Origin of the sequence: Vibrio mimicus CAIM 602 (assembly GCF_000338875.1) — a bacterium.
In the GTDB taxonomy this organism is placed as follows: domain Bacteria; phylum Pseudomonadota; class Gammaproteobacteria; order Enterobacterales; family Vibrionaceae; genus Vibrio; species Vibrio mimicus.
Genome location: NZ_AOMO01000038.1, coordinates 18101 through 33404, shown reverse-complemented (window position 1 = coordinate 33404; position 15304 = coordinate 18101). Strand labels below are relative to the sequence as shown.

The following is a 15304-nucleotide window of genomic DNA, read 5'->3' as shown; positions in this document are numbered from 1 at the left end:
GGAAGAACCGAGTGATCTTGGTGGTTAGGCCTAACGAAGCTTATTTTTCTAGGGTAATTTGCCCAATTTTGCCTTCATTCTCACTTGGTGGGAATGCAATCCTTTAATTCTTCTCTATTTCTCGATATACAAGAATCAAGATTTGAGGTGCCCACCATTAAAGGCTAAAAAGCACACATGAGCGAAACAAAGATTTCAGCAAACCAAGTTAATGAAAAATCACTGCAATTGCTGATGCAAGTTGCGGTAAACCCAGAACCTGTATCTGCTAAAGGACTGAGTGAACAACTGCAAGTTCCACTGAGTAGTCTTTACCGACATTTGAAACTACTCAAAGAGTGGAACTTGATAGAAGAAAGTCCGCACGACAAAACCTTGATCATCGGTCCGGCAGCATTGCTGTTGATGAGAAGTTATGAAACCAGCCAACACAATCTTGATGCGGTTGAAGCTGTGTTAAGTCGTCTGCAAAAACAGACAGGGGAAATGGCTGCATATATGGTGCCTGTCGGTTATCGAGCACTGTGTGTGAGCCAAAAAGAAAGTATGCAGGCGCTTCGATGCAGCTTCGTCCAGGGTCAAAGTCAACCACTGCTTCGAGGTGCCTCATCTAAAGTAATGTTGGCGTATATGCCTGCTGCGCGTTGTGAAAAGATCCTGCGCTATTTTGGCGAGGATCCGACTCTAGACAAATGGCAGAGCGAGTTTGAAAAAATACGTCGTCATGGATATGCCGTGAGCACTTCTGAAATTGATCCTGGCGTTTCCGGGATCAGTGCTCCGGTAATGAAAGGGAGTAAGTTGATTGGGGCAATCTCGGTGATGGCACCCGCCCATCGAGTGGAAAGCAACAAACAACGGATAATTTTACATGTATTGCAGGCCGCACGGGCATTGCCACCAGAAAGGTAATTGATCATGCTTAGCTTATTCAAACGCTATCGTTTAAACCGTACATCCAGTCATCCAACGTCAACGTTTGGCTTTATGACAGTGTGTCAACGAGTGAAGCCTATGTCGCTGGTAGAGTTTGAGTTTGCTCAGCAGAGTTTAGATGTGGCATCCGATTGGTTATATCAGCAACAATCAGGTTTGAAGTATGCGGATGCCAGCCATCATGTGCTTGATGGCCAAACCCATACTCACTACCAGCAAGCGCTGAATCAATCAGTCACTATGGGTGTGATTCCGGTTGCTTTTGCCAACTGTCATGAGATTTTGCTGCACAGCTTGCCAGTGTTGGCGCAAGAGAATATGAACATTGGTATTGTTCATATAGGGCATGGCTTTGAGCTAAAACAAACCTTGGATCTGCAAGTGGGCAGTGCATTTCATTTCGCGCTGTCGCGTTTTAACCAAACCAAGCTGTTTGCGATCGGCATCGATAAGGAAAGTGCACCCGCCCAAACTTTGGAGTATGCAGAAGATTTGGGCTGCGATTGGGTTAGCCAAGAAGAGTGCGGATTTTTAAATCGTACTCAGATAAAAACTCAACTGAGTGGCTACATTGAACACTGCGAACAGTTAGCCGTGAACATTGATTTAGCTTCCTTGGTTCCCAGTAATGGTTTGGAATCGCACAAGGTGTTGGATAATCAAGTTGTGTTGCGTGTGATTCGACAAATTGTGCTCTCCGGTAAGGTGCGCTACATCCAACTGGTGGGTGCAAAAGATAAACTTATCTACTCGAAACAGACGAAAGAAATTGTGGACGAGCTGATGAGTTTGGCTCCGCACTTAGTGCATGCCGCTTAAATAAATTCATTATATTCTTCGAAGCCACAGCAATTGCTGTGGCTTTTTTCATTGGGTATTGTCACCGCTTGTGACTTGTTTTTACACAGTACTGCGTTCTAACTCTTTGGTTTATTTTGTCGATTGTCATCTTTTAGCAACATAAATTTCACCGAGAAGTCATTTTGGGCGGCTACTCTTGCGCAACATGAATTCACCTGAACCGTCAGGATATAAACATAAAGTCAAGGAGCCCCCCAATGTGGAAGCGTGATGAGCAAGAATCTCAATTTAGTGAAATGATCGAAGCACAACTTTCTCGACGCCATTTCTTGGCCGGAAGTGCAGCGGTCAGTGCCGGCGCATTTTTAGCCCTCAATCCAGTAGCAAGTGCGGTGGCAGCACCTGCCAAATCAACTCTGCTCAATTTCTCTCCAATCCCAGTTTCGACAGAGGATACTGTGATTGTTCCGAAAGGTTATAAAGCGACGCCACTCATGTCTTGGGGTGACCCTATTTTTGCTAAAGCTCCAGAATTTGACCAAAGCGGCAAGCAGGATTCCAAAGCACAAGAAATGCAGTTTGGTGATAACACGGACGGAATGAGTTTCTTCCCAATCAGTGAAGATCGTGGCGTGCTTACGATTAACAATGAATACACCAACTACGAATATCTGTTTGATCATCAAGGCAAAGCGATGACCGCGGATGATGTGCGTAAAGCGCAGGCTGCGGTCGGTGTGACTGTGGTTGAAGTGGTTCGCAAAGATGGCCAATGGATGGTGGATCGTCATGGTGAGCGTAACCGCCGAATCACCGCGTATACCCCAATGATGATGACTGGTCCTGCGGCTGGACATGACTTGGTGAAAACCGCTGATGACCCTACGGGCTTAAAAGTGCTTGGTACTTTTAACAACTGTGCGAATGGCCAAACCCCGTGGGGTACTTATCTGACTTGTGAAGAAAACTTTGACGATTTCTTCGGTGCTGATCAGGAAGGCAGTGTTAATGCTGACCAAAAACGCTATGGCATTTCAGCAGCGCCGAGTGACTATCAATGGCATAAACATGATGCACGTTTTGATGTGACAAAGAACCCGAATGAGCCCAATCGCTTTGGCTGGGTGGTAGAGATTGATCCGCATAACCCCAATTCAACACCACTCAAACGTACGGCGTTGGGGCGTTTTAAACATGAAAATGCAGCGTTAGTCGTCAATAAAGATGGTCATGTCGTGGTTTATTTAGGTGATGATGAACGTGGTGAGCATCTGTACAAATTCGTTTCAAAACATCGTTACCAAGCGGGTAATGACGAGCAAAATCGTCAGTTGCTCGAGGAAGGTACACTTTATGTTGCCAAGTTCGATATTAATGACAAGGAACTCAAAGGCAGCGGCCGCTGGATGGAGCTGAGCTTCGGTAAAAATGGACTCACACCTGAAAATGGTTTTAAAGATCAGGCAGAAGTGCTGATTTTTTCGCGCCGCGCGGCCACTCAAGTGGGGGCCACAACTATGGATCGCCCAGAGTGGGTCGCGGTACACCCTGATAAAAAGCATGTGTTCTGCACTCTGACAAACAACAAAAACCGTGGTAAAGAAGGCCAGCCGGTTGGTGGCCCGAACCCTCGTGAGAAGAACAATTACGGCCAGATCGTACGTTGGATGCCAGCGCAGGGTGATCATACGAATGATGTGTTTGCTTGGGATCTTTACCTGATTGCAGGTAACCCAACAGTACATAAAGGAACTTTGTATGCGGGCAGCGAGAACATTTCTGCCGACAACATGTTTAACAGTCCTGATGGGATTGGTTTTGATGCAGCAGGACGCCTGTGGATTCAAACTGATGGTAACTACTCCAACAAAGGCGACTTTGCAGGGCAGGGTAACAACCAGATGTTGTGTGGTGATCCAATCACGGGTGAAGTAAGACGCTTCTTGACTGGACCGATTGCGTGTGAAATCACAGGTCTCACGTTTAGCCCAGACCATAAGACCATGTTTGTGGGGGTTCAGCATCCGGGGGAAGAGGCTGCGCCATCACATTTCCCTTATGGTGGTGATAGCAAGCCTCGTTCAACCATTATGATGATCACGCGCGAAGATGGCGGAGTGATCGGCGCGTAATACACCTCAGTTAACCCCCTTTCATCCCAGGAAGACGAGCCTCTTCTTGGGATGTTTTTTTAAGCGGCCATAAGTTGGGTGGCTAAATCTTTACCGTTGCCACGAACTCCATCGATAGTCGATTGGAAGGTCGCAGAAATATTGAGTAAGCGTGAATCAGGGTGATCGGCGAGGTAAACCGACTTCTCTTTGGTCTGCCCCAGCTCATCCCAAGAGCGGTTAATGTCGCGGGCAAAATGAATCGCTACGGCTAATTTAGGCGAGATCTCCGCTTCGCGTGGTTCATCAAAATGCTTGATTGCATCCACCATCTCAGACGGGAATTTCCATTCTTTCGCTAACATGGCTCCAATACGTGGTGCCGAGATCCCTAAGACTTCTTCTTGAGCCGAAATCGGATCTATCCCTTGTGTAATCTTTTGCTGAATTAGTCCGGCTTCGTTAGGCATTAAGGTATGGATCATCAGCTCGCCGATATTGTGTAATACCCCGGTCGTAAAAGTCTCAGACTTGTCTAAACCGACTTGTTCCGCAATTTTGCTGGCAATCAGCGCCGTTTCAAAGGTATTAGTCCAGTATTCATTGAGATTGAGCGTATCAATCTTCGGAAACGTACTGGAAAGAACAGAAGCAACAATCAGTGTGCGCACCGATTCAATCCCAACACGAATGATCGCGTCGTTCACGGTAGCGATGTGACCATTGCCACCAAAATAAGCAGAGTTAGCCATGCGCAGCAAACGCGCGGTCAAGATCTGGTCTAGGGTGATTTTTTTACTTAACTTGTGAAAATCTACATCAGGCTGATTAGCCATATCCAGCAATTCTTGCAGAACCTTAGAAAGTCTAGGAAGTTCATTCAAACGATTAATCAAGGCATTCTTCACCATGTTTGTTCTCCTTATCTGGTGCTTCACCAAAATATAGGACATGGATTTTTGGCAATACAACTTCCGAATTAAGAGAAACCGCTACTTCATTGTTAGTTAAGCATTAATTTATTTTGTGTTTTTGCGAGCGAAGGATGAGTGTTTTTTGCCAGCAAATTGACATGGTATTGGCATTACTCGAGAGAGGGATTTTACAATGCTTATCCTGTGCTGGGATGGAGTATGGTTATGAAAGCGCGCATTACGAGCTGCAAACGTGCCTTGGTATTACTGCTGGTGTTTATCCTTCTGTTGATTCCTTTAACTGTGTTGTCATTACAGCTGGATTTTTATCAACCGGTGAGTGATTCGGTTGGAAAAGCCATGACGTATTTGACGAACTCAGCTGGCAAAGAAGGCTTTCTCTTTTCGTTGCTGTTTTTGGTTCTGTGGGTCGGTTGGCGCTGCCAAATACCACGCCAGCAGTGGCTCAATAAAGCAATCCAATTGGTGCTGTTGCTCGGCTTAGCTATGGTCATGAAAACGGGGATGAAAGTTGTCACTCAAGAGCCAAGACCCTACACAGAACTGATGACACAATCGCTGTTGTTACCGAATGCAGGGCATTTTTATAAGCTTTCGGAACCGAGACAAGAAGCCTTGATGCTAGCGATGGAATCAAAAGTGAGTCCGTGGCGAATTAAACATTGGCAGGGCGAAACGGATTACTCTTTCCCTTCCGGGCACACCGTGTTCGCTATGGTCTGTTTACTCTTTTTTGGTAGCCTGCTTGCCGAGAAAAGACACTACGTTAGCCTTGGCTTACTGCTAACTTGGGCGATTAGTGTTGCCTACAGTCGATTGTGGCTTGGAATGCATCATCCGATTGACCTTTTAGGCGCTGCCTTGTTGGTCGGTGTCTTGTATTTGTTGGTACCGCAAACCTATCCACTGCAACATCCACGTTGGCAGCCGTGGTTGCGGCGGATGCATCTGGTGTAAAAAATGGGCATGACGCCCATTTTTTGTTTTTGATTGACCGAGTCTCGTACTTCAATGAAGTTAGAATTTTTCTTGGTCAAAATCTCCATGGAAGTGACCGTGATCGGATTCACTGTGTGCCGCTTTCAGCGTAGTACCAATACGGTGCTTCTCTACCGGTTGTAGACGGAAGCTCTGTCTCGACATCGCTTTAGGTTCAGCATTCACTTCTTCAGGGAATAAGGTTTTGCTCATTGCGTAGTAAGTGGTGACATACGCTAACGCTTGGGTATTTACGTACAGAGCTTTTTGGCTGATGTTGTTGAGATCATCACAAGCTTGGTGGTAGCAATGGTCGTAGGCTACATCAATTTCACCACCAAATTTCGCCACTTCTTCAGCCGTTTTGGTTCTTTCCGCGCCAGTGAAGAGTCCACCAAACGCTACGCCCCAATCTGCAAACCCTGCATAGTCAGAACGTTTAGAAAGCGCTTGTGGAACCGTCCCTTCGCCTTTGTCGGTGAAAAAATCATTGAAGCGAAGCTCGATATCTGACGTACCAAATGGCGGTTTGAAATCACCAGTGTAGGCGTTATCAGGGCTATTTTTGGTATCAGACAGATCGCCATCCATCACCCCGAAAATGTAGTTGGGTGAGCCAATCATGTCGAAGTTCAGGTAGAGCTTGATTTTGTTGAGTTGAGTATAACGAGCTTCAACAAGATCTTTCTGCGCTTCAGTCAGTTGCGCTGGATCGCTAATGCCTAACTCATCCATGATTTGCTGTTGAGCTTGTTGGTAGAGAGGCTCGAAAAGCGCTTTAGTATAGTGATTTGAGCCGACTAGCCCCGCTTCTTCAGCAGCCCACCAAGCAAAGCGAACTTTGTTCTTCACAGGTACTTTGAGTTTGGCCAGCTTTTCTGCGTATTCTAACAAGCCCGCGGTACCGGAACCGTTGTCGTTAATCCCCGGACCTTCAGGTACTGAGTCTAAGTGAGCGCCAAGCATAACCACTTGGTCAGGGTTACCTTTGCGAGTCTCAGCTAACACGTTTTGAGTCACAATCATCTTGTCCTCAACGTTGAGCGTCAGTGTCACGGGAATCGCAGCGGATTGAGCGGCATCGAACCAATTTTTACCCAGTTGGAAAGGCACTCCGAAGGCTGGAATAGTGGCTGTGCTGGTGTTGCTTAGTGTACCACTGAATAAACCTGTACGGCCCGCGCTGTTTCCTTGGTTGAAAACGATAACGGCTTTCGCACCCGCTTGCTGAGCGTTAACAACTTTATCGCTAAAACCACAGGTGCCACGTTGGATAACGGCAATTTTTCCTTGAAGATCGATGCCAGCAAAATCGGTCGCTTCACAGCCATCGCTGCCATCGTAAGTGGGAGAGGTAAAGTCAAAATCCGGGGTAATGAAGACTAGTTCCCCAGTTAATTCTCCATTTGAGCTACCCGCATAAGAGAGAACAGAAAAATCACCTTCAGTGCCTTCTGGTGCTTGTTTCGAGCTGATGAGATCGACTCCGGCGACATTCAGTTTTGTGCCGCCAAGCTCTGCCCAAGAACGAAAATCAAACTCTTGAGTGGTGACTTCATAGCCCAGCTCTCTCATCGTTTCGATAATGTAGTCCACAGATTCTTGATAACCTGCGGACCCCGCTGCGCGAGTGATGGATGTACCATCTGGCGTAGGAGATGAAATACCTTCAAGGATTTGTAGGTGGTCCACCACATCGCTGCGGTCAATAGATTGGCTGACTTTGTTTGCAACCCATTGAGGATCATCCCAATAACATCCGCTAAGTAATACGGTACTGATTGAAGTGGCGAGGAAGGTTTTGGTTATAGTGCGTGCTTGCATCTTAGACTCCTTGTGTCAGTTAGACAGAGTCATTGTTCAGCAGAATTGGTGTTAATCAAATGTTAATTTGATGGATTTTTCTACATCATGAATTAAGGTCAAAGAATGGTGTGAAATAAAGCAACTGATTGCCTAATATGAGAAAGGAGATCACAGAAAACACATCATAAGCTATTGTTAACATTATATTTGTTATTAAAAAAGACGCTCATAAGAGCGTCTTTTGAAGAGCCACGAAGAAGAAAGAAATTTAAGCTTACTTAAACTCGTTCATCATGTGCAGCTTGGCAAACTGCCGCAGTGAAAATGACGTCAGTTGAGCTGTTTAGTGCAGTTTCTGCTGAGTCTTGAATCACACCGATAATGAAGCCAACTGCGACAACTTGCATCGCGATATCGTTAGAAATACCAAACAGACCACACGCAAGTGGGATCAGCAGTAGTGAGCCACCTGCGACACCCGATGCGCCACACGCAGAAACTGCCGCAACCACACTAAGCAGAAGAGCCGTCATTAGATCGATTTCGATACCCATAGTGTGTACTGCGGCAAGAGTGAGCACTGTGATGGTGATTGCTGCGCCGGCCATGTTAATGGTTGCACCCAGAGGGATAGAAACAGAGTAAGTATCTTCATCCAACTTGAGTTTTTCACACAGTGCCATGTTTACTGGAATATTGGCTGCACTAGAGCGAGTGAAGAACGCCGTTACACCACTTTCACGTAGGCATTGGAGTACCAGTGGGAAAGGGTTACGACGGATTTTGTAGTACACGATAAGCGGGTTAACCACTAACGCGATGAAGGCCATTGCACCAAGCAGAACGGCTAATAGTTGAGCATAGCCCGCTAAAGCACCAAAGCCTGTGGTTGCAAAGGTTGATGCGACTAAGCCAAAGATACCGAATGGAGCAAGACGGATAATGAAGCGTACGATCTGCGAAATGCCGTGGCTAAGATCTTCAAATACTGCTTTCGTAGTGGTCGATGCATGGTGTAGTGCCAAACCTAAGCCCACACCCCAAGCCAGAATACCGATGTAGTTTGCGCTCATCAGTGCATTCACTGGGTTATCAACCAGCTTGAACAGTAAAGTATTGAGAACTTCTGCAATGCCTTGTGGTGGTGTTGCCCCTTCCGCGCCACTCACGAGTGTCAGTGTCGTTGGAAATAGGAAGCTTAAAATAACGGCGGTCAGTGCTGCTGAAAAGGTGCCAAATAGGTAGAGCACAACGATCGGACGCATGTAAGTGTGCTGGTTTTTCTTCTGGTTAGCAATTGATGATGCCACCAAAATAAACACTAGGACAGGTGCAACGGCTTTCAATGCACCTACGAATAAGTTACCAAGTAATCCCACTTTTTGGGCGTATTCTGGCGAAAAAATAGCTAGGGCAGAACCTAAGAGAATGCCAGCTAAGATTTGTAATACCAGATTTCCACGCGCAAAACGTGCTATAAACGAGTTGTTTTGCATAATTATCCCTGCGAATCATAAAACATTTGAATTATTGTAGCTTCAGTCATTAATCCTGAAGGCCTCCAATATTAACCACACAAGATAATGTGTCTACCGATAATTGATAATAGCCGTGATAAGTTGAGAATTTTGAGAGGAAGTGATTGATTTGTTGCCTAACGTTAAGAAACGGGAGATTCAGTATTGTGTTTGCTATATCAATAAATGCGAAAGGTCACAAAATCATCGAAAACGGCTATTGTTCTAGAGTTTGAAAAAGAGAAAGGCTTGTTTGGGAATAACAAAACAGGGCGAATGACTCCACCCTGTTTGTTTTATATAGAGATTACTGACCGTTGAGTTTGAGTCAGCAACAGCTCTGGCTTAGTGTGAGCCGTGTTGTTGAGCCATACCCGACATCACTTTTTTCACTGGAGCAGTGATGACCTGCTTTTCACCGTTTTTAAAAGTGACTTCCACTTCGATATTCTCGCCTTCTTGCAGTGGTTTTTTCAAACCTAGCAACATGATGTGCAAACTGCCGGGCTTCAAAACTAAGGTGCTTTGAGCGGGGATCACAAACTCTTCAACTTGGCGCATTTTCATCACGTCACCTTCTTTGATGACATCATGCAGTTCAACTTTGTCTGCGACTTCGCTGGTGACAGAAACAATGTAACGCTCTACGGCACCGTGGTTCATCACTTCACCAAATAAAGCACTGTTGACCGCAGCTGGCGGCGTGGCACGAGCATAAGGTTGGTTGAACATGATATCAGACTGAGCGAAGGCAGAAGTGCTGAGCAGTAGGCTAGAAAGAAGCAAAGTTTTAAGTTTCATCAAATTATCCTTTTGATTGTATACCCTTCCCACTTGGAGTCGTGGTGGTTAAGTGTGTTCACCCCAATCGTAGAGTTTATCTAGGCTCATGGGGGGAACTCACCAGTTATCTAATGACTACTTCAGGTTGTTTGGGTATAGGGTGGTTTTTATCGCTTCCACAATAGGAGCGGGGTCTTGGGTATGCGGCACTTTATTGATCAAGGTGCCATCCGGCTGCAAGAAATAGAAATAAGAGCTGTGATCCAAGGTGTACTTCAACTCAGAATTGGGTAATTCCGTTTTACGGAAAATTACACCGTAAGTCTTGGCTAGCTGCTCAGTGGTGGTGAGCGAGCCTGAAACACCTTCAATCATCGGATGAAAATAATGCGCATACTGAGCAGCCAGTTGAGCGTCATCTCGCTCAGGGTCGAGTGAAATAAACATAGGGCGCAGCTTAGATTTGGCGTTGTCATCAATTTGATTCAGTGCCCCAGCAAGCATGGCTAAAGAGGTTGGACAGACATCCGGGCAGCGCGTAAAGCCAAAATAGACAATCCGAATTCTTGGGTCGGCTTGATCAAAGATTTGCACGGCTTTTTGGTTTTCACCAAACAAAGTGATTGGGGCTGAATTCTGCTCTGCCAATTTGTGTTGGCTATCGAGGTAAGCTTTCACTCCAAAACCGAGCGTGAAGGCGACCACTAAGATCAGTGACCAGTTTTTACTCATCGTTCCATCCTAATTGCTGGGTAAACCGTTTTTGTGCCATCGCTTAGCTCACCAACCCATGTCATTGAATCGGAAGTACACACAGGCAGAATAATGTCTGCGCTGTAAATGCCTTTTGCGGTAGGTGATAAAGAAAACTTTGCGCTGCCCATATTCATCTCAACGCCTTCTAGAGTCAGGATCAGGTTTTGCGCATCGGAATTTGGCCAATGCACGGTGAGCCGATTGGCGACCAATGGGTGTGCTTTATCTTGAGCGAGAGTCATAGTAACGCCTGCTTGCTCACAGCCACTTTGTGACAGTTGGCAGTAGTCGCTAAGATTTCGTTTGGGCTGTTGAAGCCAAGTGAGAAGATCGGTGGCAAAGAAACCTGCACCGAGCGCAAGTAGGATCGCAATCCCTTTTAATGCGTTCATCACATCATTATTCCAAAGTTGAGTGAATGGCGGCGATGTTAGCATGAAGTGAAGAAGTGCGGAGGTTGAAAACCGGGGAAATGTGCAGAGGCTCTTAGAAAAATCAAGGCGATATTCATCGCCTTGAATTCATTTGTGTTGATATGGATTGGCTGTTCAGGGGAGTGATGAACAGCCTAGGTTTATTTTTCTGCGTACTTTTCTAAACCTAATACCAAAGCCACCGCAGCGAGCATCAATACGATGGCCAACACCCATTGTGAAGGTTGCGAAGTTAGTGCTTCAAACTCAAAAGGCGACAAATTACGTTGCAGCAGTGGAACTTGCTCGCCACTGGAGTTAACACGCCAAGACAAGGTTTCTTTCCAAGGCCAGATTTTAGGCAGAGTACCGAGCATTAAGCCTGTCAGGAAGGTTAATGTGATATCGCGGTAGCGTCGCAGCAGCCATGACAGCACATGCGAGAAGCTGAGTAACCCGATAATACATCCAGTTAAAAAGAGCGCCAGAATGTCCACCTGCAGGGTTTTAACAGCACCTAGCACAGGAGCGTACATCCCAATCAGCAGCAAAATGAAACTTCCTGAAATGCCAGGTAGGATCATTGCACAAATTGCAATCGCACCAGAAAGCAGCACATTGAGGTAAGTCGGCTCAAGATTTAATGGATTAAGCACAGTAATGCCGTAAGCGAAAATAGCACCAGCGATGAGATAGAGGGCTCGTGAAACCGTCTTTTGCTCCACTTGGCGCAACATGTGCCAAACCGAAACCAGAATTAAGCCAAAGAAAAAAGACCAAATAGGAATGGGATGAGCAACCAACAACCAAGAAATGAGTTTGGCTAATGTGGCGATGCTAGTGAAAATGCCACCAAACAGAGTGATCAAGAACAAGCCGTTGATATGACGGAATGCTCCTGCAAAGCCTTGTTCCTTCCACACCGTGAGTAAACTGGGGTTAATACGACGAATGCTTTCCAACAGAGTATCATAAATCCCCGTGATAAAGGCGATGGTTCCGCCTGATACACCGGGAACGACGTCGGCGGCGCCCATCGCTAAACCTTTTAAATAGGTGCTCAAGTAGTTCATTGTTTTTCCTGCCAATTGAATAAGGCCGCCATTATACCTGTTCTGTTTTAACTTGCAGCCTACCTGCACTAGCGAGTCGCTGAGGGTTTGAACATGCTCTTTTGCTACTTGAGATCAGGTCGACATTGTTTATGCGGATTTAATGTGTCGCATGCATGCTCAACAATAGCATTCATATCCATATTGCGGCTTATTGCAATTTGCAATTCGCAAATTGCAATAAAAGGTCACTTAAGTTAATGATTTTTGACAAAGTATCACAAAAATAGGGTTTAATAAGTTGGCACGATCCCTGCATTATTATGTTCGACCCTTGTTAAGCCGAGGGTCACCTAGCCAACTGACGTTGTTAGTGAATAGCATTGTTCACACTATATATAAGCCAATCGCGGTTCTTGCGATTGGCTATTTTTTTGTCTTTTAGGTATCATTCTCAGCTATTTTCACTATTTTTTTGCTAATGATTAGCATTAAATGGAAAACTAACCGTTCAGTATCATTGCTTTATGTGGCTTTTTGGCCGTTTATTAGAGGATAACTATCGCACTGGATTGATGTTGTGTTTTGGCGTCACCAAACCGGCACCGACGCCCGCTTATCAAGGAGAGATGAGCTAGAAAAATTAAGAGGTACTATGAATCAGATCATTTCTATTGGAGCATTAGAGTCTTTCCTGATTGCTATCAGTGTCCTGTTTTTAGGTCACTTTATTAATTCCAAACTGCCCGTTTTAACCAAATTCAATATTCCAGAACCCATTGTGGGTGGATTAGTGGTTGCCTGCGTGATCACCGGTCTGCATTTCAATGGTATCGATATGGAATTTTCCCTGCCGTTACAAAATGTCTTCATGCTGATGTTTTTTAGCACGGTAGGTTTGGCGGCTAACTATACCCAGTTGATGAAAGGTGGCGCGAAAGTGTTCCTGTTTTTGGCGGTGGCTTCACTGTTCATCATTATCCAAAATGGTGTCGGGGTGTCTCTTGCTGCTGGCTTAGGGCTAGATCCGCTGCTGGGCTTGATTGCAGGCTCAATTACCTTATCCGGTGGTCACGGTACGGGGGCGGCTTGGGCGAACACCTTGGCAGAGAACTATGGTTTAACCAACACTTTAGAAATCGCGATGGCGTCAGCAACTTTTGGTTTGATCATCGGTGGCATCATTGGTAGCCCAGTTGCGCAAAAGCTGGTTGATAAGCACGGTATCGAATCCGAATACGGGCGCGGAACCCAAGCTCATTCTCGCTTCCCTGAGCTCGTTACATATAACGAATATGAAGAAGATAAAGTCACCGCGAAAAAGGTGATTGAAATACTGTTTATCTTGCTCATATGCGTTACGGGGGCGAAGTACCTAGAGGTTTGGGTCAAAACCTTCGAGATCCGCTGGTTGATGATCCCAGATTTTGTGTATGCCTTGTTTATTGGGGTTTTCATTACCAACATTCTTGAAGTGACTAAGCTGCGTAAGTTGGATGCTGAAACGGTCGATATCTTGGGTACGGTCTCGCTTTCGCTGTTTTTAGCGATGGCGCTGATGAGTTTGAAGCTGTGGAACATCTTTGATTTGGCGCTGCCATTTCTGGTGATCCTTGCCATTCAGTCGGTGGTGTTGGGGATTTTCAGCTACTTTGTGACATTCAAAGTCATGGGCTCAAATTATGATGCCGCGGTAATTTCCGCCGGACATTGTGGTTTTGGCTTAGGAGCTACACCAACAGCAGTGATGAACATGGGATCAGTCGTGAAGCGCTTTGGCCCTTCACCGCAGGCTTTCATGGTGGTGCCGATTGTCGGTGCTTTCTTTATCGACATTGTTAACCTGATTATCCTGCAGGGGTACATCTCGTTTCTGGGATGAATCAGGTCGATGAACTCATGAGTTCTTAAAACAACAGCCGCGTATTAACGCGGCTGTTGTTTTATGGAAAGACCAAAATTCATTTGTTACTTCTTGTCGGCATTAAGCGTCAATTTCGTACCATTAAACTTCAGTTGCGCCAGCAAGTTTTTCGCGTTGGTTCTGCCTTCATCATTGAATTCCAAACCATAACGGGCATGGTGCAGCGAACGTTGCAGGTTACAAATCTTCCCTGTTAAAGGTGGAAAACTCTTAGTTCCACGTACATCAGAGAAGATTTCTAACGCCACTAAATCACCGACTTGGTAAGTTTTTCCCAAAGGTGGAGTGATGAAGCGGCAGCCGCTACGTGATAGGTCACGCAATTCACAATCACCACGGTGTTCATCAAACACCACTTTGCCTGCTAGATTGAGTTCAAATCTCGGCTCTTTACGTAGCTGGGAGACTTGCATGGTATTGGGGATAGACAAAAAAGCGAATGGCACTGGCTCTTGCAAAATGTGCATCAGTTGGCTTCGGAAATGGATCAGCGCACCTTCCCCTCTTGGCGAAATCGCACGAATATTCATCCAAAATCCTTCTTGGAAGAAATACTCGAGATCGTCAGCCGAGATTTTGGGGATTTCGACCAGTAAAAATTTGTCTGTATGGGTGCCAATAAAAGGTGTACGGCAGACAAATTTCGTCCCTACCGGAGTGGTAATGCTTAGCGTTAGTTCGCTACCGTGTTCCACCATTGCCAGCGCATCGGTGCTGTTAATTGTCGATACGGTCTTACTGCGTTGAAACTGCGTTTGGCCATTATTATCATCAATTCTTTCAGCGGGCCGTGAATTCATTTAACTTCTCCGTGTTGCGATATGACGTCGGTGGATCCCAGAGTCCATTGAATTCTATGGTGAGATAAGTGTAGATTCAATTGAGTGAGTCTCCAACTAATTTGATCTGCCTATCAAAAAAGGATTGAGTATGACAAATACCGTGCAACATGATGCCTTAAACCACTGTTATCGAGTGGATCTGGAAGGTGAATATCAAGCCGTAGTGAAATATCAGCAGCAGGGTTCTGTACTGCATATTACGTCAACCCGAGTGCCGGATGAGCTACAAGGTAAAGGATACGGAAAGGTAATGATGGAAAGTGTGTTACCTGAAATTGAACGAGCGGGTTTGACGATAGTGCCGGTGTGCAGTTACGTAGTGCACTACCTTGATCGTCATCCTGAGTGGCAGCATTTACGCCATCGTAGCGCTTAAACAATCAAGCTCACTATCGGCATTGAAGAGATAGCCTGTAGTGAGCTTACTTATCGAGTGCTTGGGCAACACAT

14 protein-coding genes are annotated in these 15304 nt (G+C 45.7%); 6 read left to right on the top strand and 8 right to left on the bottom strand.

The annotated features are described in order from the left end of the window. Positions 1-177: 177 nt before the first annotated feature. The 3 genes from D908_RS07000 (at position 178) to D908_RS07010 (ending at position 3869) form a co-directional block, all read left to right on the top strand. A complete protein-coding gene (locus tag D908_RS07000; protein WP_000005050.1) occupies positions 178-912 on the top strand; it encodes an IclR family transcriptional regulator in 735 nt (244 codons plus the stop codon). 6 nt (positions 913-918) lie between these two features. Further along, on the top strand, positions 919-1755 hold the full coding sequence (locus D908_RS07005) for an arginase family protein (RefSeq protein WP_005525325.1): 837 nt from the start codon (positions 919-921) through the stop codon (positions 1753-1755). A gap of 239 nt (positions 1756-1994) precedes the next feature. Continuing rightward, positions 1995-3869, top strand: a complete 1875-nt coding sequence (locus D908_RS07010) for a PhoX family protein (protein WP_005525324.1) — start codon at positions 1995-1997, stop codon at positions 3867-3869. A 59-nt stretch (positions 3870-3928) separates the two neighbouring features. Here D908_RS07010 and D908_RS07015 read toward each other — a convergent pair whose 3' ends face one another. Beyond that, complete coding sequence (locus D908_RS07015) at positions 3929-4759, bottom strand: HDOD domain-containing protein (protein WP_005525323.1); 831 nt, start codon at positions 4757-4759, stop codon at positions 3929-3931. Between the two features lie 228 nt (positions 4760-4987). Here D908_RS07015 and D908_RS07020 point away from each other — a divergent pair, with 228 nt between their 5' ends. Beyond that, positions 4988-5740: a phosphatase PAP2 family protein gene (locus D908_RS07020; RefSeq protein ID WP_005525322.1), complete on the top strand. Its 753-nt coding sequence runs from the start codon at positions 4988-4990 to the stop codon at positions 5738-5740. Positions 5741-5800: 60 nt separating this feature from the next. On the opposite strand, the gene D908_RS07025 is transcribed toward D908_RS07020, so the two are convergent. The 6 genes from D908_RS07025 to D908_RS07050 all read right to left on the bottom strand — a co-directional run bounded on the left by D908_RS07025 (position 5801) and on the right by D908_RS07050 (position 12109). After that, positions 5801-7585: a M28 family metallopeptidase gene (locus tag D908_RS07025; protein ID WP_005525320.1), complete on the bottom strand. Its 1785-nt coding sequence runs from the start codon at positions 7583-7585 to the stop codon at positions 5801-5803. A gap of 260 nt (positions 7586-7845) precedes the next feature. Further along, entirely contained in the window at positions 7846-9063 is a 1218-nt protein-coding gene (gene sstT, locus D908_RS07030) for a serine/threonine transporter SstT (RefSeq protein WP_001180726.1), read from the bottom strand. A 366-nt stretch (positions 9064-9429) separates the two neighbouring features. Further along, entirely contained in the window at positions 9430-9885 is a 456-nt protein-coding gene (locus D908_RS07035; RefSeq protein WP_000769858.1) for a copper chaperone PCu(A)C, read from the bottom strand. A gap of 117 nt (positions 9886-10002) precedes the next feature. Continuing rightward, positions 10003-10599, bottom strand: coding sequence for an SCO family protein (locus D908_RS07040; protein WP_000042314.1), 597 nt, complete (start codon positions 10597-10599; stop codon positions 10003-10005). Then, positions 10596-11015 (bottom strand): hypothetical protein, encoded by a 420-nt coding sequence (locus D908_RS07045; protein WP_000992665.1) that lies wholly within the window; start codon positions 11013-11015, stop codon positions 10596-10598. The genes D908_RS07040 and D908_RS07045 overlap by 4 nt, the downstream gene beginning before the upstream one ends. Before the next feature lie 182 nt (positions 11016-11197). Further along, positions 11198-12109, bottom strand: a complete 912-nt coding sequence (locus D908_RS07050) for a polyprenyl-phosphate transporter (protein ID WP_001108572.1) — start codon at positions 12107-12109, stop codon at positions 11198-11200. 634 nt (positions 12110-12743) lie between these two features. Here D908_RS07050 and gltS point away from each other — a divergent pair. Then, the gene (gene gltS, locus D908_RS07055; protein WP_005525317.1) at positions 12744-13970 is read left to right on the top strand and encodes a sodium/glutamate symporter; all 1227 of its coding nucleotides are present in this window, start codon (positions 12744-12746) and stop codon (positions 13968-13970) included. 86 nt (positions 13971-14056) lie between these two features. Here gltS and D908_RS07060 read toward each other — a convergent pair whose 3' ends face one another. Then, positions 14057-14812 carry a flagellar brake protein gene (locus tag D908_RS07060; protein ID WP_001088589.1) on the bottom strand — a complete coding sequence of 252 codons (756 nt, stop codon included), beginning with the start codon at positions 14810-14812 and terminating at the stop codon, positions 14057-14059. Positions 14813-14942: 130 nt separating this feature from the next. Here D908_RS07060 and D908_RS07065 point away from each other — a divergent pair, with 130 nt between their 5' ends. After that, positions 14943-15230, top strand: coding sequence for a GNAT family N-acetyltransferase (locus D908_RS07065; protein ID WP_000185914.1), 288 nt, complete (start codon positions 14943-14945; stop codon positions 15228-15230). Positions 15231-15304: the final 74 nt, after the last annotated feature.

Bases quoted from the DNA above. Each gene is read 5' to 3' on its own strand.
- D908_RS07000 (WP_000005050.1), top strand. From the start codon at position 178: ATGAGCGAAACAAAGATTTCAGCAAACCAAGTTAATGAAAAATCACTG.
- D908_RS07005 (WP_005525325.1), top strand. From the start codon at position 919: ATGCTTAGCTTATTCAAACGCTATCGTTTAAACCGTACATCCAGTCAT.
- D908_RS07010 (WP_005525324.1), top strand. From the start codon at position 1,995: ATGTGGAAGCGTGATGAGCAAGAATCTCAATTTAGTGAAATGATCGAA.
- D908_RS07015 (WP_005525323.1), bottom strand. From the start codon at position 4,759: ATGGTGAAGAATGCCTTGATTAATCGTTTGAATGAACTTCCTAGACTT.
- D908_RS07020 (WP_005525322.1), top strand. From the start codon at position 4,988: ATGAAAGCGCGCATTACGAGCTGCAAACGTGCCTTGGTATTACTGCTG.
- D908_RS07025 (WP_005525320.1), bottom strand. From the start codon at position 7,585: ATGCAAGCACGCACTATAACCAAAACCTTCCTCGCCACTTCAATCAGT.
- sstT (WP_001180726.1), bottom strand. From the start codon at position 9,063: ATGCAAAACAACTCGTTTATAGCACGTTTTGCGCGTGGAAATCTGGTA.
- D908_RS07035 (WP_000769858.1), bottom strand. From the start codon at position 9,885: ATGAAACTTAAAACTTTGCTTCTTTCTAGCCTACTGCTCAGCACTTCT.
- D908_RS07040 (WP_000042314.1), bottom strand. From the start codon at position 10,599: ATGAGTAAAAACTGGTCACTGATCTTAGTGGTCGCCTTCACGCTCGGT.
- D908_RS07045 (WP_000992665.1), bottom strand. From the start codon at position 11,015: ATGAACGCATTAAAAGGGATTGCGATCCTACTTGCGCTCGGTGCAGGT.
- D908_RS07050 (WP_001108572.1), bottom strand. From the start codon at position 12,109: ATGAACTACTTGAGCACCTATTTAAAAGGTTTAGCGATGGGCGCCGCC.
- gltS (WP_005525317.1), top strand. From the start codon at position 12,744: ATGAATCAGATCATTTCTATTGGAGCATTAGAGTCTTTCCTGATTGCT.
- D908_RS07060 (WP_001088589.1), bottom strand. From the start codon at position 14,812: ATGAATTCACGGCCCGCTGAAAGAATTGATGATAATAATGGCCAAACG.
- D908_RS07065 (WP_000185914.1), top strand. From the start codon at position 14,943: ATGACAAATACCGTGCAACATGATGCCTTAAACCACTGTTATCGAGTG.